At 38.7% G+C, this 23,733-nt stretch carries 22 protein-coding genes and 1 tRNA gene; 19 read left to right on the top strand and 4 right to left on the bottom strand.

Annotated features, from left to right (window positions below; genetic code table 11):
- Positions 1-16 precede the first annotated feature (16 nt).
- Positions 17-1,417, bottom strand: coding sequence for a TrkH family potassium uptake protein (locus tag IGJ19_RS11685; protein WP_066025797.1), 1,401 nt, complete (start codon positions 1,415-1,417; stop codon positions 17-19).
- Positions 1,418-1,777: 360 nt separating this feature from the next.
- Between IGJ19_RS11685 and IGJ19_RS11680 the strand changes: the two genes are divergently transcribed.
- From IGJ19_RS11680 to IGJ19_RS11665, 4 genes are all read left to right on the top strand, one after another.
- Positions 1,778-2,251 carry a hypothetical protein gene (locus IGJ19_RS11680; protein ID WP_023520277.1) on the top strand — a complete coding sequence of 158 codons (474 nt, stop codon included), beginning with the start codon at positions 1,778-1,780 and terminating at the stop codon, positions 2,249-2,251.
- Positions 2,248-3,027, top strand: a complete 780-nt coding sequence (locus tag IGJ19_RS11675) for a DUF6681 family protein (protein WP_410300943.1) — start codon at positions 2,248-2,250, stop codon at positions 3,025-3,027. The genes IGJ19_RS11680 and IGJ19_RS11675 overlap by 4 nt, the downstream gene beginning before the upstream one ends.
- Positions 3,028-3,232: 205 nt before the next feature.
- Positions 3,233-3,802, top strand: a complete 570-nt coding sequence (gene lepB, locus IGJ19_RS11670; protein ID WP_010736630.1) for a signal peptidase I — start codon at positions 3,233-3,235, stop codon at positions 3,800-3,802.
- A gap of 235 nt (positions 3,803-4,037) precedes the next feature.
- Positions 4,038-5,003 carry a peptidylprolyl isomerase gene (locus tag IGJ19_RS11665; protein ID WP_430604096.1) on the top strand — a complete coding sequence of 322 codons (966 nt, stop codon included), beginning with the start codon at positions 4,038-4,040 and terminating at the stop codon, positions 5,001-5,003.
- Between the two features lie 123 nt (positions 5,004-5,126).
- Here IGJ19_RS11665 and IGJ19_RS11660 read toward each other — a convergent pair whose 3' ends face one another.
- On the bottom strand, positions 5,127-5,726 hold the full coding sequence (locus tag IGJ19_RS11660) for a class I SAM-dependent methyltransferase (protein WP_430604094.1): 600 nt from the start codon (positions 5,724-5,726) through the stop codon (positions 5,127-5,129).
- 178 nt (positions 5,727-5,904) lie between these two features.
- Between IGJ19_RS11660 and IGJ19_RS11655 the strand changes: the two genes are divergently transcribed.
- The 7 genes from IGJ19_RS11655 (at position 5,905) to upp (ending at position 13,359) form a co-directional block, all read left to right on the top strand.
- Entirely contained in the window at positions 5,905-6,489 is a 585-nt protein-coding gene (locus IGJ19_RS11655; protein ID WP_010736627.1) for a thymidine kinase, read from the top strand.
- Between the two features lie 2 nt (positions 6,490-6,491).
- The gene (gene prfA, locus IGJ19_RS11650; protein WP_074799416.1) at positions 6,492-7,565 is read left to right on the top strand and encodes a peptide chain release factor 1; all 1,074 of its coding nucleotides are present in this window, start codon (positions 6,492-6,494) and stop codon (positions 7,563-7,565) included.
- Positions 7,558-8,394 carry a peptide chain release factor N(5)-glutamine methyltransferase gene (prmC, locus tag IGJ19_RS11645; RefSeq protein WP_260697778.1) on the top strand — a complete coding sequence of 279 codons (837 nt, stop codon included), beginning with the start codon at positions 7,558-7,560 and terminating at the stop codon, positions 8,392-8,394. The genes prfA and prmC overlap by 8 nt, the downstream gene beginning before the upstream one ends.
- A gap of 192 nt (positions 8,395-8,586) precedes the next feature.
- Entirely contained in the window at positions 8,587-9,612 is a 1,026-nt protein-coding gene (locus tag IGJ19_RS11640; protein ID WP_260697777.1) for an L-threonylcarbamoyladenylate synthase, read from the top strand.
- Between the two features lie 189 nt (positions 9,613-9,801).
- Positions 9,802-11,046: a serine hydroxymethyltransferase gene (glyA, locus tag IGJ19_RS11635; RefSeq protein WP_071866891.1), complete on the top strand. Its 1,245-nt coding sequence runs from the start codon at positions 9,802-9,804 to the stop codon at positions 11,044-11,046.
- Between the two features lie 525 nt (positions 11,047-11,571).
- A complete protein-coding gene (locus IGJ19_RS11630) occupies positions 11,572-12,513 on the top strand; it encodes an alpha/beta hydrolase (RefSeq protein ID WP_066025792.1) in 942 nt (313 codons plus the stop codon).
- Positions 12,514-12,729: 216 nt separating this feature from the next.
- The gene (gene upp / locus IGJ19_RS11625) at positions 12,730-13,359 is read left to right on the top strand and encodes a uracil phosphoribosyltransferase (protein WP_010736621.1); all 630 of its coding nucleotides are present in this window, start codon (positions 12,730-12,732) and stop codon (positions 13,357-13,359) included.
- 99 nt (positions 13,360-13,458) lie between these two features.
- Here upp and IGJ19_RS11620 read toward each other — a convergent pair whose 3' ends face one another.
- Positions 13,459-13,701, bottom strand: coding sequence for a hypothetical protein (locus IGJ19_RS11620; RefSeq protein WP_019723878.1), 243 nt, complete (start codon positions 13,699-13,701; stop codon positions 13,459-13,461).
- A gap of 121 nt (positions 13,702-13,822) precedes the next feature.
- Here IGJ19_RS11620 and IGJ19_RS11615 point away from each other — a divergent pair.
- The 5 genes from IGJ19_RS11615 (at position 13,823) to IGJ19_RS11595 (ending at position 18,897) form a co-directional block, all read left to right on the top strand.
- Positions 13,823-13,895: transfer RNA gene (locus IGJ19_RS11615), tRNA-Thr, on the top strand.
- A gap of 468 nt (positions 13,896-14,363) precedes the next feature.
- Positions 14,364-15,074 carry a glucosamine-6-phosphate deaminase gene (locus IGJ19_RS11610; RefSeq protein ID WP_430604090.1) on the top strand — a complete coding sequence of 237 codons (711 nt, stop codon included), beginning with the start codon at positions 14,364-14,366 and terminating at the stop codon, positions 15,072-15,074.
- Positions 15,075-15,266: 192 nt separating this feature from the next.
- Complete coding sequence (locus IGJ19_RS11605; RefSeq protein WP_195514152.1) at positions 15,267-16,058, top strand: MurR/RpiR family transcriptional regulator; 792 nt, start codon at positions 15,267-15,269, stop codon at positions 16,056-16,058.
- Between the two features lie 90 nt (positions 16,059-16,148).
- On the top strand, positions 16,149-17,717 hold the full coding sequence (gene malX / locus IGJ19_RS11600; protein WP_071866896.1) for a maltose/glucose-specific PTS transporter subunit IIBC: 1,569 nt from the start codon (positions 16,149-16,151) through the stop codon (positions 17,715-17,717).
- A 19-nt stretch (positions 17,718-17,736) separates the two neighbouring features.
- Complete coding sequence (locus IGJ19_RS11595) at positions 17,737-18,897, top strand: MalY/PatB family protein (RefSeq protein ID WP_430604088.1); 1,161 nt, start codon at positions 17,737-17,739, stop codon at positions 18,895-18,897.
- A 543-nt stretch (positions 18,898-19,440) separates the two neighbouring features.
- Here IGJ19_RS11595 and IGJ19_RS11590 read toward each other — a convergent pair.
- Positions 19,441-20,349, bottom strand: coding sequence for an ArsR/SmtB family transcription factor (locus IGJ19_RS11590; protein WP_430604086.1), 909 nt, complete (start codon positions 20,347-20,349; stop codon positions 19,441-19,443).
- 245 nt (positions 20,350-20,594) lie between these two features.
- Here IGJ19_RS11590 and IGJ19_RS11585 point away from each other — a divergent pair, with 245 nt between their 5' ends.
- The 3 genes from IGJ19_RS11585 to IGJ19_RS11575 all read left to right on the top strand — a co-directional run bounded on the left by IGJ19_RS11585 (position 20,595) and on the right by IGJ19_RS11575 (position 23,715).
- Positions 20,595-21,836 carry an ABC transporter substrate-binding protein gene (locus IGJ19_RS11585; RefSeq protein ID WP_272018011.1) on the top strand — a complete coding sequence of 414 codons (1,242 nt, stop codon included), beginning with the start codon at positions 20,595-20,597 and terminating at the stop codon, positions 21,834-21,836.
- A 158-nt stretch (positions 21,837-21,994) separates the two neighbouring features.
- A complete protein-coding gene (locus IGJ19_RS11580) occupies positions 21,995-22,870 on the top strand; it encodes a carbohydrate ABC transporter permease (protein WP_071866899.1) in 876 nt (291 codons plus the stop codon).
- An 11-nt stretch (positions 22,871-22,881) separates the two neighbouring features.
- On the top strand, positions 22,882-23,715 hold the full coding sequence (locus IGJ19_RS11575; protein WP_115358211.1) for a carbohydrate ABC transporter permease: 834 nt from the start codon (positions 22,882-22,884) through the stop codon (positions 23,713-23,715).
- Positions 23,716-23,733: the final 18 nt, after the last annotated feature.

Genomic DNA, 23,733 nt, shown 5'->3' with positions numbered 1-23,733 from the left:
GTAACGATAGACTGGCTTACCCGATAATGATTTTCTCTGTAGGATATTCATAACCTAAATCTCGTGTTTCTTTTGGCACAAATAACATTAATGTATACAACATCCCAATACGTCCAATAAACATCAAAGCACCAATCGTGATTTTACCGACTGTTGATAGATCACCGGTAATTCCTAGCGATAACCCCGTTGTACCAAAAGCAGAAGTCACTTCCACGATAATCGAGATCAATGGTTGTTTCTCCGTGGCAGATAAAAAAAGAATACAGAAGAAGCACATCCCTAAGGAGAGCATAAAAACGACTACTGATTTTCGGACATCATCTTCGTCGATTCGACGACCAAAAATATTAATGTTATCTTCACTTTTCAAAAATGAGTAAAGATAAAGACCAATGATCGCCACAGTCGTGGTTCGGATACCACCACCGACAGAACTCGGACTACAACCAATGAACATCAATAAGGAAAAGACGATCAAGGTGGTGATTTGAAAATCTCCTAGATCATGGATCTGTAACCCCGCATTACGAGTTGTCATGGAATAAAACATTGAATTGATCCACTGGACACTAGGATGGAGATCTTTAAACAGGTGATTTTTTTCAAGTAGAAAAATCAAGACAGTCCCGCTGACAAATAAAATGACAAAGGCGAGGACGGCGAGTTTTGTAAACAAAGAGAAACGAAAAGGAATCTTGGCTTTCGTTTTTCGATACAAGCGCCATTCTCGAAACTCCATCAATACCGGAAAACCGATTCCACCAATGAAAATCAGGAACATGATCATAAATAAAAAAGGATAGTCATGTTCAAATGGCTTGATCGACTCACCAGTAATATCGAATCCCGAATTTGTGACCGCGGAAATAGCTTGATAAAATCCATGGAAAACGGCTTCGTGCCAATGATCGAAATAGCCGCGAATATAGAAATAAACGGAGAACAAGGCACCAAATAGCAATTGGAACCAGAGCAATATGACAAAAGTGATCCGAATCAAACGAACGATACCAGATAAACGTGGTTGGTTCATATCTGTCATGATCAATTGTCTTTGACGTAATGTGATTCGTCGCTTAGAAAAGATAATAAATGCCGTTGAGATCATCATGATCCCTAAACCACCCACTTGAAACAACACTTCGAGTAAAATAATGCCATTGTTATTAAAAATCGCGTGGATGTCAAATGTCGAAAGACCAGTGACACTGATCGTACTGATCGCCATAAAAAGCATGTCAATAAATGAAGCATGACTACCCGGATTTCGGAAAAATGGGATGTAAAACAAGCCCAAAGAAATCATAGTCATTAAAATATAATAAAATACGATAATTTGAATAGAAGAAAAGTGACTAGAAGCATATCTTGCACTACGCCTTCGCCATTTCCGAAAAAAAAGATTCAATTGCACAAATTCGATCCTCCTTGTTAGATGTTTCTTCCAGTATACCGACAATAAAATAAATACACAAAGAAATAATAAAACTAAAATTTACTAGGATTTTAGTTATTGGAAAAGTGTCTTATAATAAAGATGACTTTACGAAAGAACTTGGAGGGAGATCCATGATAAAATGAAGTGTATCAACCAGTCATAGACTGTCTGATTACGACTAAAGCATCATTCGAGTAAATCTACACAAAAGTTTCATGAAAAAATAAGAAAAAAATAAGAAATTTATGGTAAAACTAAAGAATACGTGTGAGAAAAACCAATTTTTGCCAAACGGATCAAGACTTCAAGCGGCAACAAGGAAAAGGATGAGAGAATATGCGAAAAGTAGCACCTATATTAAAGCCAATCGCTGTATTGACGATTTCGACGATTGTTGCTACCACAACAGGCATTGTTAATAGTTCTAGCTATCGTGCACCAAGTCGTTCCACAGAGACTACGACGACTTCTACCAATGAAGGAACAGGGCAAACGAATGACACGGTAGAAACAACACCAACGACTGTAGAACAAGACACAACCAATTCTACATACAACCAAAACTCAATACCAGAAAGTTCCGTGGATGAAGGGAATACAGGATATACGACCGATTCGACTAGTCAAAATCAAGGGGACGACAGCGGTTCAAGTACGACGCCAAGTGCCACTACACCAAGCAGTACGACGCCTAATACAACGCCAAGTACTTCTACGCCAAGTGAAGGCAATCTAAATGAAAATAATGCACCTACAGAGCAATCCGCTGAAACACAGATGTATAATCAACAGGCAGGTGATGAAGAATGACATTTATATTAGATATCATCAATGGGATACACAAGTTTTTAGGATATTTAGATATCAGTCCTAAATATTTGAACCGAGGCTATACTATATTAAGTGTGATTCCGACTGTTTACCTTTTACGGATTGTTTATGGATTATGGCAAAATCAAAACTATTTGCAGTTCTTTTTATACGGATTAGGCTTTTTAGTTCTTTTGTATTTCACTGTTCTAAATGTGTTTTATTACTTTTTTGATAAAAATTCAAAAGCCGATGTGACCCAAGTGATCGTGAAATATCTACCTGATGAAGCATTCAATATTGAAGGAGAAACGGTTCGCGGGAACAACGGCAATATCGACAAAGTCAATACAGAAAAAGCCAATGTTCTATTCGATGAAGACTACCAATTGAAACTAGCAGAGAATATGCGCTATTTGATTGAAAAAGGGGAGATCAAGGTCAATGAACTTGGTCGAATGGACGGGTTCTTGATTGATCGAAATACACTTTATCCGTACTATTATGTGAAAAAAATCTCCGACAAAACTTATCAATTAAGTATCGGCCGTAATTATTCCAGCATGGAAAAAGTAGGAATCATCAAGGTCGACTCGCCAGAAGATCACATTGAACCCGTAGGCTTATTCCTTGCAGGCGGTGATTTTGTCAAAGATGGTCTTAGATACCATGAACCCTATCGTTTGAAGTTGATCATCAAGAAAAATCAACCAAAAGAACAAGAAGGTGAAGTGACATACAGTCGAAGCCAACGAAGAAAAAAATCAAAAGTGTAGGATAAATCATCTCCATCGAGTATTTATATAGCTCTAATATTAAAGATATATGAAGTTCAAAAAAACATTTCTAAAAAAAACGGATTATTCCCAACACGATCCAACACTTATTCTTTCTTTTAATCGATAAAAAATGTAAAATAAAGAATAGCTAACAAATAAATAAAAAATAACATAAAAATGTTTGGTTAATAGGAGGTATAAAGTGAAAAACTTTTTGAAAAATTGGGGAATCTTGATCGTTGTTTTAGCCGCCATCATTTTGGCAAGAGTCTATGTATTTACACCGGTCACAGTCAGTGGTCATTCCATGGACCCTTCCTTACATGATGGACAACGTTTGATTTCATCTAAAATCTCAGATTTTGATCGCTGGGATATCATTACAACAAAAGAACCTGGGGACGAAGAACGGATGATCGTGAAACGAATCATTGGGATGCCAGGGGATACTGTCAAAATGGAAGATGATCAACTATACATCAATGGGGAAAAGCAAGATGAACCTTACTTAGATGAGTACAAAAAAGAATTTTCAGAAGACAAGCTACAAGAGGAATATTCTTATAATTCAGCCTTCCAATCGCAAGCTGAAAATGCTGAAACGTTCACCAGTGATTTTGAATTCACTGTTCCTGAGGGACAATACTTGGTACTGGGCGACAATCGTTTGATCTCAAAAGACAGCCGCATGTTTGGTTTAGTCGATGAAGATTTGATCCAAGGCAAAGTCGTTTTCCGTTACTGGCCGTTGAATAAGATAAATATCATTTAATCAATGCTACGTAAAGTGGTAATGATATAACTCTAAAAAGTAAAGATATACCCTAAAAAAACCTCAACATTCGTTTGGAATGTTCGAGGTTTTTTGTTATATAAACTACATCAACAGGTGATCAATTATAATTTTTTTATAAAATTACGTTATTTTCAAAATTTGTTCATAAAGTAACGCTAAAGTGAAAAGCACATAGATATAAATAACTATTAAAATATATAGGAGTGACAGCATGAAAAAATTTATCTCAATATTAGCTGTATCATCAGGACTGGTTTTGTTTTCTGCATGTTCAACAAATCCGTCAGATCAAGCTGCAGTGACGTATAAAGGCGGTACGATCTCAGAGCAGGAACTAGTGGACCACCTGAAAAAAATCAAGGGTGCGGAGACCGCTGTCCAAGATTTGATCATCTTCCAGATTTTTGAAGAAAATTACGGCGACAAAATTACGGCTGAAGATGTAGATAAAGAATACAACGCTAGCAAAGAAGCCCTCGGTGATTCTTTCGATTCGCAATTGAAATTAGCGGGCTATACGACTGAATCCTACAAAGAAGAAATCAAAAAAGGATTAGCTTATAAGGAAGGGTTACGAGCGAATGTCGAATTGACGGACGAGGATCTTAAAACAGCTTGGGAAAACTTCCATCCAGAAGTAGAGGCACAATTGATCAAAGTAAGTAGTGAAGATGAAGCCAAGGAAATCAAAAAGTCACTCGATGAAGGGGGCGACTTTGCTAAAATCGCCAAAGAAAAATCGACCGATGAAGCGACAAAAGAAAAGGGTGGAGAAATCACCTTTGACTCGCAATCTACAAGTGTGCCAACAGAAGTCAAACAAGCAGCGTTCAAACTTAAAAATGAGGAAGTATCTGATGTTATCACAGCGACTAATTCCTCTACGAACGCCACGGAATATTATCTTGTGAAAATGGTCAAACAACAAGAAAAAGGCAATGATATGTCGAAATATAAAGATGAATTAGAAAAAATAGCAACAGAGACAAAAATAGCAGATCCAACGTTCCAACAAGAAGCTGTGCGTAATGAATTGAAAAAAGCAAATGTAAAAATCAAAGATGAAGATTTCAAAAACGTACTAAGTGGCTTGATGACGGAACCATCCACAAGCGAAAGTTCGACCGATGCTTCAACTGAAGCTTCGACAAGTACTTCGACAGATAGTTCAAACTAATTGATCAGTGGAAGAACTAAACAAATACGAACTCAATTGAAATAAGCAAAAACCCGAGAATAATTTTTTTATTTTCGGGTTTTGCGTATTTATGAAAGGTTTTTTTATAGAAATAGAAAATGCTTATTCTTTGCTTGCTATAGCCAAAAACAAAGAAGCATCTTGTTTCATAAACAAGTTTTTTCCGTGATGGAATGTTTCAATTGAGAGTGGTTTAAATCCAGCAAGCTTCAATTGTTCTCTTAGCTCCTCGTGCTCAAAACCATTATGGACTTTTGGATGCTGGATGTTTTCGTTTTTATCAAAGTCAACGATATAAAGTTTTCCACTTGGATGAAGCATTTGCGAAAGTTGTTTTAAAATGACTTTCGTTTCTGGAATATGCAACAAGACTAAAGATAGTAGAATGATATCGGCTTTCTCTTCTGGCAACGCCATTGTGGCATCCACTTCTACCGTTCGTACATTTGCTTGTTTTGCTTCTTTGATTTTTTTATCAGCCATCGCCAGCATTCCTGCGGCTGAATCCATGATGATCAGTTCTTTAAAACGTGAGGCGAGGGGTAACGTGACGAGACCAGTTCCCCCACCGTAATCGATCAATTTCTGGTCATGAGTCTGTGCAGAAAATTCTTTTTCAACAGCTGAACGAATCGTTGCTGCTAATTGGATTCGCTCGGGGGTGTCATAATGGTTCGCCATTTGGTGGAATATTTGGGACATAAGTGCCCTCCTTCATTTTTCATTCGATTATACCAAAAGAAGTGCGGGTAGTTTATTGTTTTGTAACAAAAATAGCAGCATATTCACTAAGGAAATCTCGCTTCGAAAATTCTCACTGTAAAAATGATTGAAAATCAAGTATAATACCATAGGAACAAACTGGAAGGTGAATGAGGACATGGCACAACTATTTTTTAAGTACGGCGCAATGAACAGCGGCAAGACAATCGAGATCTTAAAAGTCGCACATAATTATGAAGAACAAAACAAACCGGTTGTTTTGATGACTAGCGGAATCGATACAAGAGATGGTGTTGGCGTAGTTTCAAGCAGAATCGGGCTGAAACGTGAAGCAATTCCCATTTTTGAAACGACCGATGTATTTGAAGTCATCCAGCAGATGGAACATCCACCATTCTGTGTATTGATCGATGAAGCGCAGTTCTTAACAAAAGAACATGTCTTAGCATTCACGAGAATCGTTGATGAACTCAATATTCCGGTGATGGCGTTCGGATTAAAAAATGATTTTAGAAATGAATTATTTGAAGGATCGAAATATTTATTGCTTTATGCAGACAAAATCGAAGAAATGAAAACGATCTGTTGGTTCTGCCATAAAAAAGCAATGATGAATTTACATTATATAGACGGAACACCGGTGTACGAAGGAGATCAAGTCCAAATTGGTGGCAATGAAGCCTATTATCCCGTATGTCGAAAACACTATTTTCATCCATTGATGATCACAGAAGGAGATTAAGCATGTACGATCAATTACAATCAATCGAAGACCGTTACGAAGAGCTTGGGGAACTACTGAGTGACCCAGAAGTGATTTCAGATACGAAACGTTTCATGCAGCTTTCAAAAGAAGAAGCAAGTACACGTGAAACGGTCGAAGTTTATCGTCGTTACAAGGAAGTTGTTCAAGGAATCAAAGATACAGAAGAATTACTCGGCGAAAAGTTAGACGACGAAATGGCAGAGATGGCTAAAGAAGAATTAGCTGATTTGAAAAAAGAAAAAGAAGAACTAGAAGAAAAAATCAAGATTTTATTGCTTCCCAAAGATCCAAACGATGACAAAAATATCATCATGGAAATTCGCGGAGCCGCTGGTGGTGACGAAGCTGCACTATTTGCAGGGGATCTTTTCTCAATGTATCAACGATATGCAGAGGGTCAAGGTTGGAAGACAGAAGTCTTGGAAGCAAGTGTGACAGGGATCGGTGGCTATAAAGAAGTCATCATGATGATCACAGGCGAAAATGTCTATTCGAAATTAAAATATGAAAGTGGCGCACATCGGGTACAACGTGTCCCTTCAACAGAATCTCAAGGACGTATCCATACATCAACAGCAACCGTCGTTGTCATGCCTGAAGCAGAAGAAGTAGAGATCGATTTGGCTGACAAGGATATCCGCGTCGATATTTACCACGCTTCTGGAGCCGGTGGACAGCATGTCAATAAGACAGCTTCTGCGGTACGTTTGACTCACTTACCAACTGGAATCGTGGTGGCAATGCAAGATGAACGTTCACAATTGAAAAACCGTGAGAAAGCGATGAAAGTCTTACGTGCGCGCGTCTACGACAAGATCCAACAAGAAGCACAAAGCGAATATGATGCGAACCGTAAATCTGCGGTAGGGACTGGGGATCGTTCAGAGCGTATCCGTACGTATAACTTCCCTCAAAATCGCGTAACTGACCACCGTATTGGCTTGACGATCCAAAAATTGGATCAGATTCTAGCAGGAAAACTAGATGAGATCGTCGACGCATTGATCGTGTACGACCAAACATCTAAGTTGGAAGAGATGCAAAATGGATAAAACCTATCGAGAAGTCCTCACACGGGCTTCTTCTTTTTTAGAAGAACAAGGAGTAGAAGGGTATAATATCCAGTTTGTTTTTCTTGAACGAAAGCAGTGGACGAAACTGGATTGGCTCATGCGAATGAATGAACCGATCACAGCCGAGGATGAAGCCATGATCGATGCAGATATGCAACGACTAGTACAACATTATCCGCCCCATTATTTATTAGGTTATGCTGAATTTTTTGATCACCGCTTGAAAGTCACGGAAGCAACCTTGATTCCTCGACCAGAAACCGAAGAATTAGTCGCACTATGTTTGGCAAAAACAAGCGAAGAAACCTTAAATGTCGTGGATATTGGTACAGGAACAGGAGCAATCGCCATCAGCTTGAAAGCCGCTAGAAAAAATTGGCGGGTCTCAGCAACTGATTTATCTTTAGAAGCACTAGCTGTTGCTAAGGAAAATGCAGAACATGAACAAACGACGATCAATTTTTATCATGGTGATACGTTGGAACCTGTCATGGATCAAACCTTTGATGTCATTATTTCTAATCCACCATATATCAGTCGAGCAGAATGGTCGGTGATGGATCAGAGCGTACGGACCTACGAACCGAAAATGGCATTATTTGCTGAAGAAGATGGTTTAGCGATCTATCAGAAAATCGCAAAGGAAGCTTCACAACTATTAGCTAGCGATGGACAACTTTTTTTAGAGATTGGTTTCCAACAAGGAGCAGCTGTCAAAGCAATCATGGAACAAGCCTTTCCCACAAAAAAAGTACGGATCAAAAAAGATATGGCAGGCAATGATCGGATGATTTTTGTTACCAATTAGTTTGTGGATGAAAAAATTTTTTTCTGTTTTTTTATAATAAAAAAACACTGATTTGATAAGGATGAAAACGAATATTTTAGTTATCAACATACTTATCCACTATTGACAAACTAGTTATCAACAGATTGTGTATAACTGCCGAAAGAAATGGAATGAAACAAGGATTTTGAAAAAAGAGGATGTGGATAGACTGTGGAAACAATTAAATATGATGAAACACAACTGAATGAAGCTGCGAAGGAATTAGCAGTAGGGAATCTAGTGGCTTTTCCAACGGAAACTGTCTATGGATTAGGGGCTAATGCCCTTTTGCCAGAGGCTGTCAAACAGGTCTTTACAGTGAAAGGTCGACCACAAGACAACCCATTGATCGTCCATGTCGCCTCCTTCGAGCAAGTAAAAGAGTATGTGGACAACTTTCACCCACTAACAGAACAAATTGTGAAAAACTTTTGGCCAGGACCACTGACTTTGATTTTTCACATCAAAAAAGGTAGTTTACCAGGGATTGTCACTGGTGGTTTATCCACAGCTGCTTTTCGCATGCCAGATAACAAGAAAACGTTAGAATTAATCCAATTAGCAGGTGTACCACTTGTCGGGCCAAGTGCCAACACTTCAGGTAAACCGAGTCCAACAACAGCAGACCATGTCTTTCATGATCTAAAGGGGAAAATCACAGGAATCATTGACGATGGTGCGACGAGGATCGGTGTAGAATCAACGGTACTTGATTTGAGTGACCCATCTGCACCGCCGATGATCTTACGACCAGGAGCAATCACGAAAGAGCAACTAGAAGTTGTCATTGAAAGTCCAGTGGCGACAGACCGCCATTTGGTCAAAGAATCTGAAACACCGAAATCTCCGGGGATGAAATACAAACATTACTCACCTGATACTCGAGTACTGATGGTTGAAAAAACGGATTGGCCAGAGGCGATCATCTGGACAAAAGAACAAAAACTACGTACCGGTGTTTTAGCTGGACCAACAATTGCTGATCAAGTACGCAAGGATGTCGCCGCGGTGTATATGTATTACGATGATTCAGTAGAGGCAGCAACGAAAGGGTTGTTTGCGGGGTTACGCGGCTTAGATGATGATCGATTAGCTCTTGATTTGATTTTAGTACAAGTTGCACCCGAAGAAGGTCTGGGCATTGCGTATATGAATCGGTTGAAAAAAGCCGCAGGACAAAATTATTATAAAAAATGATCCAGAAGTGATTGCTGCAAAATCATTCTGTGATACAATCTAGGAAACAAACTAAAATAGCTATTTATGAAATAATGTTCGTATTCTTAGCTAGTAATGTTTGGTCAACATCAAAAAAAGACAAATAAGCTGAACAATCATTTGAAATTTAGAGAAGTTGACACATAAATAAATAAGGAGTTGTTGTTTGTGGTAGACTACAAAACGTTTGACCCTGATTTATGGGCAGCAATCGCAAAAGAAGAGGAAAGACAAGAAAACAATCTGGAGCTGATCGCTTCTGAAAACTTTGTCTCTGAAGCTGTGATGGCAGCACAAGGAAGTATTTTGACGAATAAGTACGCAGAAGGGTATCCAGGACGTCGCTATTATGGTGGGTGTGAATTTGTGGATATCGTTGAAAATCTGGCGATCGATCGTGCCAAAGAATTATTTGGTGCCGATTTTGTCAATGTTCAACCACACTCTGGATCACAAGCCAATACAGCTGCATATCTTGCGTTAGTTGAACCGGGGGATACGATCTTAGGAATGGATCTTTCTGCTGGCGGACATTTGACACATGGCTCTCCAGTCAATTTTAGTGGAAAAACGTATCACTTCGTTGCTTATGGCGTAGATCCGACAACAGAAGTCATTGATTATAATGTCGTACGCATCTTAGCGAGAAAACATCAACCAAAACTGATCGTAGCAGGAGCAAGTGCCTATGGTCGAACGATCGATTTTGCAAAATTCAGAGAAATCGCGGATGAAGTCGGGGCAAAATTGATGGTCGATATGGCACACATTGCAGGTTTAGTTGCAGCGGGTGTTCATCCAAGCCCAATCCCTTATGCCGATATCACAACAACTACTACTCACAAAACATTACGAGGACCTCGTGGTGGGATGATCTTAACGAATAATGAAGAACTGGCGAAAAAAATCAATAGCGCAGTCTTCCCAGGCATCCAAGGTGGCCCCTTGGAGCATGTGATTGCCGGAAAAGCTGCTGCCTTTAAAGAAGCATTGACGCCTGAATTTAAGGAATATAGCGAACAAATCATTGCCAATGCAAAAGCCATGGCAAAAGTATTCAATCAATCGATTGGTACCCGAGTGATTTCAGGTGCCACAGATAACCATTTGATTTTGATCGATGTACGTGACTTAGAATTGAACGGAAAAGAAGCAGAAGCAATTTTGGACAGTGTTCATATCACCGTCAATAAAAACTCGATTCCTTTTGAAACACTAAGCCCATTCAAAACAAGCGGTATCCGTATCGGGACACCAGCAATTACGACCCGTGGCTTCCGCGAAGAAGATGCGGCAAAAGTAGCTGAATTGATCGTCAAAGCTTTACAGGCAAAAGATGACGAAGCACAATTAGAAGAAGTGCGTACAGGCGTCCGTGAATTAACAGAGCAATTTCCATTATATAAAAAATAAATAGTTGAGTTATCAATAAGAAGGTAAGAGAATAGAAAAAGGTGAGACAATCAGGCATGTAGTTGTTTGGTTGTCTCACCTTTTTTCTGGTTGTTGAAGTGTTAGATGGCTCTCTGGAAACTAAAAAAATATGAAAAGCTATTTTCTGATTTTTCATCTTACTGCTCAGGTCAAAGAGCTTCTTTCACAACCTAAGATTAATGGTGTTCGAAAGTCAACTCCTTCAATAATAAGCCAAAACTTGAAAAAATATGGGGAAGCTATTTTCTCAAGTTCTGTCTTATTATTCGGAGCTGAGCGACTTTCTCACAACCTAGATAAACGGTGTTCAAGAAGCAACACTTCGGTCATAAGCCAAAAAAATAAAAAATGAAATAGCCATTTTTAATTTTTCTGTCTTATGCCTTAGTGCTGAGCGCTTCTTTCACAACCTCTTTCAATCTGATTTTTTGACTTTTGTCTGGTTGCTCTCTAGTATATGAGGTGTAATTTTATTTGTTGCATTCAATTTAGGGAGGAATCCGTATGACTGATCGAATTTCATTAGAAAAAGAAGCAATTGAGTTTAGTGATGCTAATGCACCGCACCCGCGTATCTATGAATTACCTCCGGAAGAAGGGCGTGATCTTCTAGAAGAAGTTCAAAGTTCTTCTGTGGAAAAATTACCTGTGGATATCGAGGATTTGAAAATGGATACCAATGATTGGGGACAAATCAATGTGCGTTTTATCCGTCCTGAAGGAAATGTAGAAAAATTACCTGTCATATTTTATATACATGGTGCTGGTTGGGTATTTGGTAGTGCCAAAACACATGACAAATTGATTCGGGAATTGGCTGTTCGTACAAATTCGATCGTGATTTTTCCTGAGTATAGTCGTTCACCAGAAGCAAAATATCCTACTGCCATCGAGCAAAACTACGCGATTTTGCAAAAACTTGCGGAGCTTTCTGAGTCTAAAGGCTTGGATCTTGAAAACTTGACAGTCGCTGGGGATTCCGTAGGTGGGAATATGGCAACGGTGATGACGATCCTTACAAAGCAACGTCAAGGATTACCAATCAAAAAACAATTACTATACTATCCTGTAACTGATGCAAATTTCGATACAGATTCTTATAACCAATTTGCAGAGAATTACTTCTTAACAAAAGAAGGGATGCAATGGTTCTGGGATCAGTATACGACAGATGAAAAGAAACGAGCAGAAATCACTGCTTCACCTCTACGTGCAAGTAAAGAAGAATTGACAGGTTTACCGCCTGCAATGATTTTGACTGGTGAAGCGGACGTGTTAAGAGATGAAGGAGAAGCATATGCTAGAAAACTTCGTGAAGCTGGTGTGGAAGTTACGCAAGTACGTTTCCAAGGGATCATCCATGATTTTGTCATGGTAAATGCGATGGACCAAACCAATGCGACACGAGCAGCAATGACTCTTTCCACAGAATGGCTAAAAAACTAGTTGTTTTTTGTCATCTTTATCCATTAATAAATTATAAAAATAACAAAAAACGTCTGATTTTCAGGCGTTTTTGTTATTTTTTGCTGATTTTAAAAAGAACACCGCTTTGTTTTTTTATTTCTTTGATTTTCTTTAGGAAAATGACGGGTTAGACTAGTCAAGTCAGTGATTTTGTTTTACAATTAAAAAGAAACGAGAGAAAAAGGAGACAAAAAAATGGGCAAATTTCAAGTAATCGACCATCCATTGATCCAACACAAATTAACGATTATTCGCGACAAAAATTGTGGTACAAAAGTTTTCCGTGAGGTTGTTGATGAAATCGCTATGCTGATGGCATATGAAGTATCACGTGATATGCCACTTGAAGACATTGTCATCGAAACACCGATCACAGAAACAACACAAAAAACATTGTCTGGTAAAAAAGTAGCCATTATCCCAATCTTGCGCGCAGGTATTGGAATGGTTGACGGAATCTTAGAATTGATCCCAGCAGCTAAAGTCGGCCACATCGGATTATACAGAGATGAAGAAACATTGGCACCGCACGAGTATTTCGTTAAATTACCGGAAGATATCGACGCACGTCAATTATTCGTAGTTGATCCAATGTTAGCGACAGGTGGCTCAGCGATCATGGCGATCGATGCTCTGAAAGCACGTGGCGCTTCAAACATTAAATTTGTTTGCCTTGTTGCAGCTCCAGAAGGTGTTAAAGCCTTACAAGAAGCACATCCAGATATTGATATCTATACTGCTTCATTAGATGAAAAATTAAACGACAAAGGCTATATCGTTCCTGGTCTAGGCGATGCCGGCGACCGTTTATTTGGTACTAAATAGGAAAAATGAGCTATACAAAAAAATCTGGGGTCTTCCCAGATTTTTTTTATTTCATTCAGTCAAAATAAAAACCATCCACTTGATGGATGGTTGAAAAAACTAAATCTTACTCATATCTTTGTAATTGATAATGACGACGCCTTTACTTTGGGTCATCAAATCGGCATTCTCATTAGTTTCATCAATTGCAACAACAGCAGAGTTTTTCAATTGCTTGGAAATCGTTCCGGTTTGCGTTTTTCCGTGAATCATAAAGGTAACATGTGTATCAGTGGTAAATTTTTCTCCAAATTCTGACGGTTCGACCTTTGTTTCAAATTTTCCAAAAGTTGCCATTTTCATAAAACCTGCCTTTCATCTATAATTATAGCACATTTTTTGAAAAAAATCATGAAAGTAGAAAAATCTTCCACATTACCCCTTTACATTTCTTAACATAACGACTATAATTTCTCTTGGAAACGCCAGCTTAGCTCAGTTGGTAGAGCAACGCACTCGTAACGCGTAGGTCGTAGGTTCGATCCCTATAGCTGGCATACCAGATAAACGCCGTCATATCAAGGTTTATACCGAGATATTGACGGTGTTTTTTTAATAGTTTTCGTTTTCGTGGGCAGAAACGTGGGCAGAGATTTTAAAAAATGGAAAAATAAGTAACAAGTAGATATTGGACTAGGATAGAAAATAATCACTTACGCTCTTTATTTTTTTGCAATTAGGTTAGAATTATTAATAAACGACAATTTATTGACAGTAGTTTTTTTAGTGATAAAATTTAGATAATCATAAAGAAGAGTTGCTGTGCGGCTAACCAAAAGAGTCTGTCATTTATTTGATAGACTCTTTTGTGTTATAAGGAAGAGAAATCATTGAAATTACTAAGGAAGTTAGAAAAGTAACTAGTATTTCTATTTCGAAATTTTTTTCACATACAAGAAAACGCTATCAAAAACATCCTGACACTGTTACACTTTAACTAAATGAGTGAAAGGAAGTGGACAGCAATGGATTTAGTGATTGCGAAGGATTATGAAACACTGAGTGAAGTAACGGCGGGAATCGTCTTGGGAAAAATGTTGAAGAAAAAACGAGTAAATTTGTCTTTGACGACAGGAAATTCGCCTAAGATGGCCTACGAGATTTTGGTGGAGACGCTTAGTAAACTACAGATGGATACATCAATGATCCATTATTATAATTTTGATGAAGTGGCGCTGAAGGATAAGCAGTATGGTTTGACTATGTCAGGACTGAAAGAAGCCCTTTATGATCCTATAGGGGTCTCTGCTGAGAATATCCATGAACTGACTATTGATAATTATCAAGAGGTGGATAAACGAATCGCTCAAGCGGGTGACTTGGATCTAGTCTTGATGGGGCTTGGGGAAGATGGTCATTTTTGTGGAAACATGCCTGGATATACGGACTTTAGTAAGGAGACTTATAGCATTCCAGTCATTCCAGGAGATCAGATGTATGAATCGTTAAAAGAACATCTGGGAGAAGAACCTGGTGATTACTTTGTGACATTTGGGCCAAAGACGGTCATGGCAGCGAAACAGTTAGTATTGATCGTTAACGGGGAGCATAAAGCAGAGATCATCAAACAAGTGATCGAAGGACCAGTAACAGAGGAGATTCCTGCATCGATCTTGATGACTCATCCCAATATCACAGTGATTTTAGATGAAGCAGCTGCACAAGCGATAAAATAAAGAATCATATCCAGCGATTTATTTCAAGGAACAACACAGAATCCACGAAAATCATATTACCGATTTTTGTGGATTTTTTTGTATGTCTGAATTTATCTGTAGACTCGTTTTTCATCGCGTTCTCCGGTAGAATAGATAAGAAAACAGACCATATCGTTCATTGGCGAAAAACTGCCAGAATAGGAGAAAGAGATGAATCAATTCTATAAGAGAATCCAATATAAATTTTCTGAATTAAATCAAGTGGAAAAAAATATCTTAGATTATTGTTTGCATCAATCAAGAAAAGTTTCCTCCATGACAGCCGAAGAATTAGCGAGTGAAACATTTACCAGCCAATCGACTATCACTCGAATGGCAAAAAAGCTTGGCTTTAAAGGATTTCAAGAATTTAAGTTTGCCCTTAAAAGTTATCGGTCATTAGAAGAAACGAGTGATTCTACTGATGCTTCGGATGAATTCAAACCATTGATCAATGAAATCCTTCGTCAGTTTACGGAGACGTTAGAAAAAATCGAACCGAAACAAATCGATCGCGCAGTCCATATGATTAAAGAAGCACAACGTATTGAACTGTTTGCTGTAGGGCAAAGTATCCCGGTCGCTGTTTCCCTGAATCGAAAATTGCATTTTCTTGGTAAAAATGTGGGGCATTCAACCGATTGGGACGAATTGCTAGCAGTGAGTAAACAACTAGGAGAAGGAGATCTTGCTATTTTTATTAGTCATAGTGGGGAAACATTAGGAATGCTCGATTATGCTAAACGACTAAAGGAGCGAAATGTTCCTCTGCTGTCTTTTATTGGTCAACCGACAAGTTCTTTAGAAGAATTGTCGACGGTCGCATTTATTGCAGAAATGTTGACGATCTATCATCAGAATATTGATTTGAGTCCAAGAGTTTCAATGGATATCTTGTTAGATATTTTGATGATCCATTATGCGAAACAAGTCACTTCTCAGAATGGAGATTCTAATTTATGAATGCCCATTCTACATGGACAGGAAGTATTGCAACCTCCTTTGTCATCGCTTACATTTTAAGAGTAAGAAATAGAGTAAGGGGGAAAAGGGATGCAAAAAGGGAAGAAAGCAAGTTGGATGGAGATCTTTCAAGGGTTAGGCAAAACGTTCATGTTACCAGTCGCACTGTTAGCTTTCATGGGATTGTTCTTAGGGATTGGGAGTGCGTTCTCCGCTGAATCAGCAATTACTGCTTTTCCATTTTTAGGTGCTGCTTGGCTACAGGTGATATTTCGTTTTATGTCGACGATCGGAGGGTTTGCTTTTAGCTATTTACCTGTGATGTTTGCCATGGCGATACCTTTAGGCTTAGCTCGTAAAGAAAAAGGCGTGGCTGCTTTTTCAGGATTTGTTGGGTATGTAGTGATGCAATTATCGATCAATTTTTATCTGCAAGAAACGAATCAATTGGCAGCAAGTGAACAATTACGTGAAGCTGGTCAAGAAATGGTTTTTGGTATCCAAACATTATCTATGGGGGTTCTGGGAGGGATCATTGTCGGGCTGATCGTTTATCAGCTCCATACGCGATTTTATCAATTCCAATTACCAGATAGTTTTGCCTTCTTTTCAGGGACACGTTTTGTACCCATCATTACTTCAGTAACTTTAGCAATTGTTGGCGTGTTGATTCCGGTGGTTTGGCCACTTTTTGCCATGTTGATCACTGGGATCGGAAATTTGATCCAACGCTCTGGTGCATTTGGCCCGTTCTTATTCGGTTCTGGAGAACGACTCTTATTGCCATTTGGCTTACATCATATTTTAGTATCGATGATCCGGTTTACAGAAGCTGGAGGAAGTCAGGTCATCAATGGGCAAGAAGTCTTTGGCGCACTAAATATTTTTTATAATGAATTGCAACAAGGATTGGCGATTTCACCTAGCGCCACTGCTTTTCTTTCACAAGGGAAAATGCCGACATTCATGTTTGGCCTTCCCGCAGCGGCTTTAGCGATGTATCAAACCGCAAAGCCAGAGAATCGTGCGAAAATCAAAGGATTGTTGATTTCAGGTGTGATTGCGACTTTTGTAACAGGAATCACTGAACCAATCGAATTTCTCTTCTTATTTGTCAGTCCTCTATTATGGGGATTCCATGTGTTGATGACTGGTGCCGGATTTATGGTCATGAGTTTGTTGGGCGTAACGATTGGGAATACTGATGGCGGAATCTTAGATTTTATTATTTTCGGGGTCATGCAAGGGACTTATACTAAATGGTGGTTGGTTTTACTTGTGGGTGCTTGTTGGTTTGGTATCTATTACTTTACATTTAAAACGGTGATTTTACGCAAAAACTTAAAGACCCCTGGACGTGAAGAAATGACAGCTGAGACAGAATATACAGACGAAGAAGTAACGTATAAAGGAAAAGGCACAGTTGATGCACGAGGAATCTTGGCTGCTTTAGGTGGTGCTGAAAATATTACTTCTTTAGATAATTGCATCACACGTCTAAGGTTAGTCGTGAATGACGGTTCGATCGTTGATGATGACCGACTGAAAAAATTAGGTGCATTAGGCGTGGTCCATTTGGATGATACGAATGTACAAGTCATTATAGGAACAAAAGTGACGACTGTTAGAAATCAACTGGATGACATCTTGTCGTTCTGAAATCGGGAGAGTGTAGAAGATGTCTTTCAATGAACAAATTGATCGTAAAGGGACGTATTGTACGCAATGGGATTATATTGAAGACCGCTTCGGTAAAAATGATCTCTTGCCATTTACGATTTCTGATACAGATTTTAAAGTACCAACAGGCGTCGAAGCTGCCCTCCAAGAAAGGTTAAGACATCCAATTTTTGGCTATACTCGTTGGAATCACGCAGATTTCAAATCAGCAGTCACTCACTGGTACAAAGAACGTTTTGGACACCGGATCGACGAGGACTGGTTGGTTTACAGTCCTTCCGTTATCTATAGCATCAAGCAACTGATTTGTTTATTAAGCGAACCTGGAGAAGGTGTGATTATCCAAACGCCTGCTTATGATGCCTTTTATAAACTGATTGCTGGAAATGGACGCAAACTGGTAAACAATGAATTGATTTATCAAGGAGGCACCTATCAATTGGATTTTGAGGACTTGAGGCGCCAATTTGAGCAACCGGAGAATAAAATTTTGTTATTGTGTAGTCCCCACAATCCAACAGGTAGAGTGTGGACCAAAAAAGAATTAGTAAACATCATCGAGCTTGCCCAAAAAAACGAGGTGTTCATTATTTCGGATGAGATCCACATGGATATTCTCAGAAAGGGACAACACCATCAACCACTGACGGAATTGATCCAAAAAAATGTCGCAGTCGTCACATCAGGAAGTAAAACATTTAATTTTCCTGGATTGATTTTTTCTTACGGATTGATTCCAGATTCGTCCTTGCGCCAGCGGTTTTTACGACAGATGAAAGAAGCTGATGGCCTCGGTTCCACGAGTGTTTTTGGATTAGTTGCTACGATTTCGGCGTATGAAAAAGAAAGCAACTGGGTCACTGAACTCAACCACTATATAGATGATAATATTGCTTTTGTCACTGCGTACCTCATACGACATCATCCAGAAATCATCGTGACCAAAAGCGAAGCCACCTACTTGATGTGGCTCGATTGCGCCCGCCTCCCTTTTACTATGGAAGAACTTCAGCAACGAATGATCGAACGAGGCAAGGTTGCAATCATGTCAGGCGAAGTGTATGGGAAAGCTAGTCACAATTTTTTGCGATTGAACGTGGGATGCCCACGTAAGAAATTGGAAGAAGGATTGCGGCGATTGACGGAGAGTTTGGGGTAGATAGGATAGTAACAAATACAAATAAATGGAACTTAGTATAATAAACGAGATAAAAAGTTAAAGGTAAGCGGGTATCTGGCTTATGTTTAGAAGTTCACGCGAATAGCTTATATGTATAGGTTCAAGAAGTTGAAAAAATATGGAGAAAGTGCGTTTCCTGAAAAAAGGAGCGCACTTTTTGGCATCCATGATGAAATAAAGAAACTAGAACAAGGAAGTCGTTAAACTAGATTTATAAAAAAATTCAGGACTTCTTGAACCCAAACAAGAAGTCCTGTTTCTATTCTTAAAAGAACATAAAATGAGTTGGATATTTGAAGTGCTTTCCAAGCATTGGTCGTTTCAAGCAATAGAATTGGCTAGGAGAGATCATCTACATTCTTTTAATTAACCGTTTATTCGGTTTAGGTGGTGCAAGACAGGCACGTTTCATCGTTAATATACATTTAATAAGTAGATATTTTTTTTATTTTATCTCGGCTTGTTAGGTCAGTTCTGATCACTTTGCTGAGTCCTTTTTTTGTTGGATAAAGAAAAAATAGGTCATTCAGATACGTAAAAATTAAACACTAAATCTTGAGGATAGTTCCCCCAACGATCGCCGAAGATAGTCAAACCACCAGCATTTTCAGCAGTAGCAGGCGCAGCGATTTTAAAGGTGAAAAAGTCACTATGATCTAAGTCGATTTCATTAAGGTTGTGATCTGTTAATTTCTCTCCATCGAGGGAAGTGTCATAGCGATTGATGCGTAAATGCTTAAGTAATCCATATTGACTAAATTCATCGATCCACCATTTCGGAGTCAAGGAACCTCTAACATCTGAAAAGTTCCCTGGAATGGTGTATTTACCAATGCAGTGGTTGTTTAAGTAAAATGAAAGATCACTTGGCCAATAGTTATTAGAAATTGGGAACTCAGAAGCGATTTCCATGCTGATTTCCAGTAACTCGATTTTTTCACCAGTTTTCAAAGGATTTGGGATTTTGTATTCTAGAAAACCGTTATTTAGCCAGATAATACTCGCATCAACACGATCTTGGTCAAGAAAAGATTTAGGATCGTCTAATGCGCCAATTAATTGATCTTTCGTCGCCATACCGCAGGAAGGCTTAGCTTCAAAATCGGTAAAGTGACCTATTTTCACTGATTGGGAGGTTAAATTCATTTGCGGAAACACTTTTGCGGGGAAATTGATATTGATGAAATCAGTTTTTAGAGATAAGTATTTTTTCTTCCAGTCTTGCCCCGATCCTTTTTCTGTTTTGATCAACTGTGCTTGTTCAAGTTTTCGGATGTGCTTTGTCATCAAAGCATTGCTGATCGCTAATTTTTGCCCAATTTCACTGATGCTTTTCTTACTATCTCCTAATTCTCTTAAAATCGCTAAGCGAGTTTCATTTGCGAGTGCTTCGTAGATCGGTAAAGATGCTTTCGTTAAATCCAATTCCATAGCTATCACCTCGTTATACTAATTAGTTTAATGAAAAGATGGATTAATTATATCACATGCTTTTGGATTTACAAAATTGTAAAATGATGGAATTTACCGTAATAAGCTTGTTAAAATAATGTTGACAGCGCTTTATTTTTATAGTAACTTTACGGTGTAAACATTGATAGACGATAGTCTAACAATTATGTTTATTGATAATCAGGTATCATTTTACTTTTTAGTTAAATAAAGGGGTGTGGAAATTGAAAGTAAAAAAATTAATTGTTTTAGTAGGAACAAGCTTATTATGTACGGTGTTGTTAGCTGCTTGTGGTGGAAGTAATAGTTCAAGCAATGATTCGGAAATTTTGCTTTGGTCTTCGACGACGGGACCGGACGGTGAAAAAATCCAAAAAACGGTTGATCAATACAATAAAACAAATCCAGACTTTAAAGTAAAGTTAGTTAGTATGCAAGGTGACACCTTTACTTCGAAGTTGACGACTGCTGGAAAATCTGGCAAAGGCGTCCCAGATTTAGCTTTGATTGCATCGGAAGCTTTACCCACGTATAAGAACCAAGAGATGCTTGAGACTTGGGATGACATGATCGAAGGAACTGAATTGACACGTGGAAATTATGTAGAAGCTGCTTGGGACACTGGTGTGGTGGAGGATAGTCAATATGGGATTCCAGCAACGATGGGTTCGTGGGTGATGTATTACAACCAAGATTTGGTGGATAAATATGTTCCAGGAGCATTGGATGATGGCGTAGTGACATATGAAGAAATCAGACAGGCTGGGGAAAAAGCAAAAGCAGATGGTATTTATAGTTTTGGCTATACATGGGGCATGCAAAATTATTCTAATCTTTACCAGCAAATGGGTGGAGAATGGCAAGATGCACAAGGAAACATCACTATCGATAATGATATTTCTTACAATGCCGTCCAAGAGTTTAAAACGCTATATGATGCCGGCTATATGGTCCCAGATGGCGAAGATGCAAACAAACTTTTTGCAAATCAACAGCTGATTTTTCTTCCAGAAGGAACATGGATGTTAAGTAATATGGAAGGAATAAGTGACTTCACTTGGGGTCAGACATTTACTCCGCAATGGGATGCTGAACATATCGTTCAAGGTTCAGGCGTCGATCAGTTTGCGATGCTTAAAACGAGCGAAGAACGTTCGGATGAAAAGAAAAGTGGTATGATCGACTTTCTCACTTGGTTACAAGCAAACCAACTAGAGTGGGTCAAATCAGGCGCAAATCCAACTTCCTTAGCAATGCTAGACAATGAAGAATATGTGGAGATGCCACAATCATTCTTGTTGAAAACAGAAAAAGGACAAGCGGCAATTTCTGTCAACACGGTGGATGGCTTATCTTACATTTTTAGTGAATATGATAATCGTTCATGGGATATGATCACAGGAAAAGCAGATATCCAAACAACTTTTGGTGAGATCCAAAAAGTCGTAGAAGAAAAGATGAAATAATATTTTCACTTGGAGACTGTGGCAGAAGGAAGGGTGACCGTAAAAAGAATTCAGTCGGTTTTTTGATGGGCTAGGAATTCTGATGGGTAGGCTAAAATGCTGTCACAGTCGTTTCTTGTTGAAGGGTTGACTAGAAATACAGAGAAGGATGTGTATTGATGAAAAAAAGATTAAATGCCTGGCCAGTCGTTTTTATTGGTCCGCATATGCTCCTTTTTCTTTTATTCTTTTTAGTTCCTGCAGTTATTGGGATTTATGTTTCTTTTACTGAATGGGATTTGTTCAGTACGCCGGTTTTTATCGGATTTGATAATTTTAAAACGATTTTATTTGATCAAGACTCGTTATATCATACGCAATTTTTTAATGGAATGAAAAATACGCTGTTTTTTGCGGCAATCTCAGTTCCACTATGTATCGCGATCCCTTTATTGTTAGCAGTTGCGTTGTCTACTAAACCAAAATGGATGCGTTTTTTTCAATCGATTCTTTATTTGCCAACATTATTTGCAATCTCTGCGGTCATGATCATTTGGGGATTTCTTTTGAGTAAATCATTTGGACCGATCAAAGAAGTATTCGGTATCGATATCAATTTTGTGGGCACTCAACCATGGGCTTGGATCGCTATTTTGATCGTGACGATTTGGTGGACATTAGGTGGGAATCTGATTATTTATGTGGCTGCATTAAATGGCGTCTCAAAAGAACAGTTAGAAGCAGCGGAATTAGATGGTGCGAATAGTGTTACTAAATTTTTCCGTATTTCTTTACCTAGTATTCGCAACCAACTCATCTTTACAACGGTCATGACGACCATCGCTCAGTTTAATATCTATGGTCAGCCACTAATGTTGACAGGAGGCGGACCCAATAATTCCACTCGGGTGTTGATGATGTATATCCAAGAAAATGCCTTTGGTAGTAGCACCTCGGTTGCAGGTATTTCTTCAGCGATGGCCATTCTATTAGGTTTTGTGATCATGGCAGTTTCGATTGTGCAATTTCTGGTCATCAAAAAAATGGAAAGATAGGAGGGAAGAAGATGCGAGAAAACAAACTAGGGAAAAGGATTGCCTTTATTTTACTAGCAATCGTGTGCGTCATTTGGATCTTTCCTTTGATATGGGCGATTTTCACCTCATTTAAATCAGAGGCAGAGATTCAAAAGGTTGGGTTCAGTTTGATTCCACAAGATTGGACACTTGCTAACTTTTTGAGCTTGTTACAAGGCAATGATTCTTCTCCTGTGTTCCGCTGGTTTGTGAATTCCATGATTATTTCAACTTCACATACCCTATTAGTTATGGTGATCGTCTCGTTTGCGGCCTATGGCTATACACGACTCACCTTTAAGGGAAGAGATTTTATTTTTGCTTTATTGTTAGGAACCATGATGTTTCCCGGAGTGGTCAATTTGATCCCGAATTTCAAAATCGTTGATACTCTAGGTTGGACAAATACATTTCTAGCAGTCATCGTACCTGGAGCAGCAGGTGTTTATAACATTTTCCTCGTTCGACAGTTCATTTTAGGAATTCCCAAAGAATTGGATGAATCGGCTGTGATCGATGGGGCAAATGAGTTTCAAATTTTTTATTATATCATTTTACCGCTGATCAAACCTGTATTGACTGTGGTTGCATTGTTTAGTTTTACTGGCTCATGGAATGACTTCTTGTGGCCTTCGATTGTGATCAACGACATTGATAAATTACCGATCACACCGGGGTTGCAATTGCTGCAAGGTCAATACATGACCTATCCAGGAATTGGAACTGCTGGTGCAATCTTGGCGTTGATCCCTACCTTTTTATTGTATTTGGTGGCGCAAAAGAGCTTTATGGCGTCGATGTCGTTGCAAAGTGGTATAAAATAATTTGTTTTTTTGGAGGAA

This window comes from Enterococcus sp. DIV1368b, from assembly GCF_050529595.1.
Taxonomy (GTDB): domain Bacteria; phylum Bacillota; class Bacilli; order Lactobacillales; family Enterococcaceae; genus Enterococcus_B; species Enterococcus_B mundtii.
The sequence above is the reverse complement of the archived record's forward strand: the minus strand, read 5'-3'. Positions and strand labels throughout refer to the sequence as shown.

Coding starts and splice junctions, on each gene's coding strand:
- IGJ19_RS11665 (WP_430604096.1), top strand. CDS start 4,038: ATGAAAAAATTTATCTCAATATTAGCTGTATCATCAGGACTGGTTTTG.
- prmC (WP_260697778.1), top strand. CDS start 7,558: ATGGATAAAACCTATCGAGAAGTCCTCACACGGGCTTCTTCTTTTTTA.
- IGJ19_RS11580 (WP_071866899.1), top strand. CDS start 21,995: ATGAAAAAAAGATTAAATGCCTGGCCAGTCGTTTTTATTGGTCCGCAT.
- IGJ19_RS11630 (WP_066025792.1), top strand. CDS start 11,572: ATGACTGATCGAATTTCATTAGAAAAAGAAGCAATTGAGTTTAGTGAT.
- prfA (WP_074799416.1), top strand. CDS start 6,492: ATGTACGATCAATTACAATCAATCGAAGACCGTTACGAAGAGCTTGGG.
- IGJ19_RS11575 (WP_115358211.1), top strand. CDS start 22,882: ATGCGAGAAAACAAACTAGGGAAAAGGATTGCCTTTATTTTACTAGCA.
- IGJ19_RS11680 (WP_023520277.1), top strand. CDS start 1,778: ATGCGAAAAGTAGCACCTATATTAAAGCCAATCGCTGTATTGACGATT.
- IGJ19_RS11595 (WP_430604088.1), top strand. CDS start 17,737: ATGTCTTTCAATGAACAAATTGATCGTAAAGGGACGTATTGTACGCAA.
- IGJ19_RS11675 (WP_410300943.1), top strand. CDS start 2,248: ATGACATTTATATTAGATATCATCAATGGGATACACAAGTTTTTAGGA.
- IGJ19_RS11605 (WP_195514152.1), top strand. CDS start 15,267: ATGAATCAATTCTATAAGAGAATCCAATATAAATTTTCTGAATTAAAT.
- malX (WP_071866896.1), top strand. CDS start 16,149: ATGCAAAAAGGGAAGAAAGCAAGTTGGATGGAGATCTTTCAAGGGTTA.
- IGJ19_RS11620 (WP_019723878.1), bottom strand. CDS start 13,701: ATGAAAATGGCAACTTTTGGAAAATTTGAAACAAAGGTCGAACCGTCA.
- IGJ19_RS11590 (WP_430604086.1), bottom strand. CDS start 20,349: ATGGAATTGGATTTAACGAAAGCATCTTTACCGATCTACGAAGCACTC.
- IGJ19_RS11655 (WP_010736627.1), top strand. CDS start 5,905: ATGGCACAACTATTTTTTAAGTACGGCGCAATGAACAGCGGCAAGACA.
- IGJ19_RS11610 (WP_430604090.1), top strand. CDS start 14,364: ATGGATTTAGTGATTGCGAAGGATTATGAAACACTGAGTGAAGTAACG.
- upp (WP_010736621.1), top strand. CDS start 12,730: ATGGGCAAATTTCAAGTAATCGACCATCCATTGATCCAACACAAATTA.
- IGJ19_RS11660 (WP_430604094.1), bottom strand. CDS start 5,726: ATGTCCCAAATATTCCACCAAATGGCGAACCATTATGACACCCCCGAG.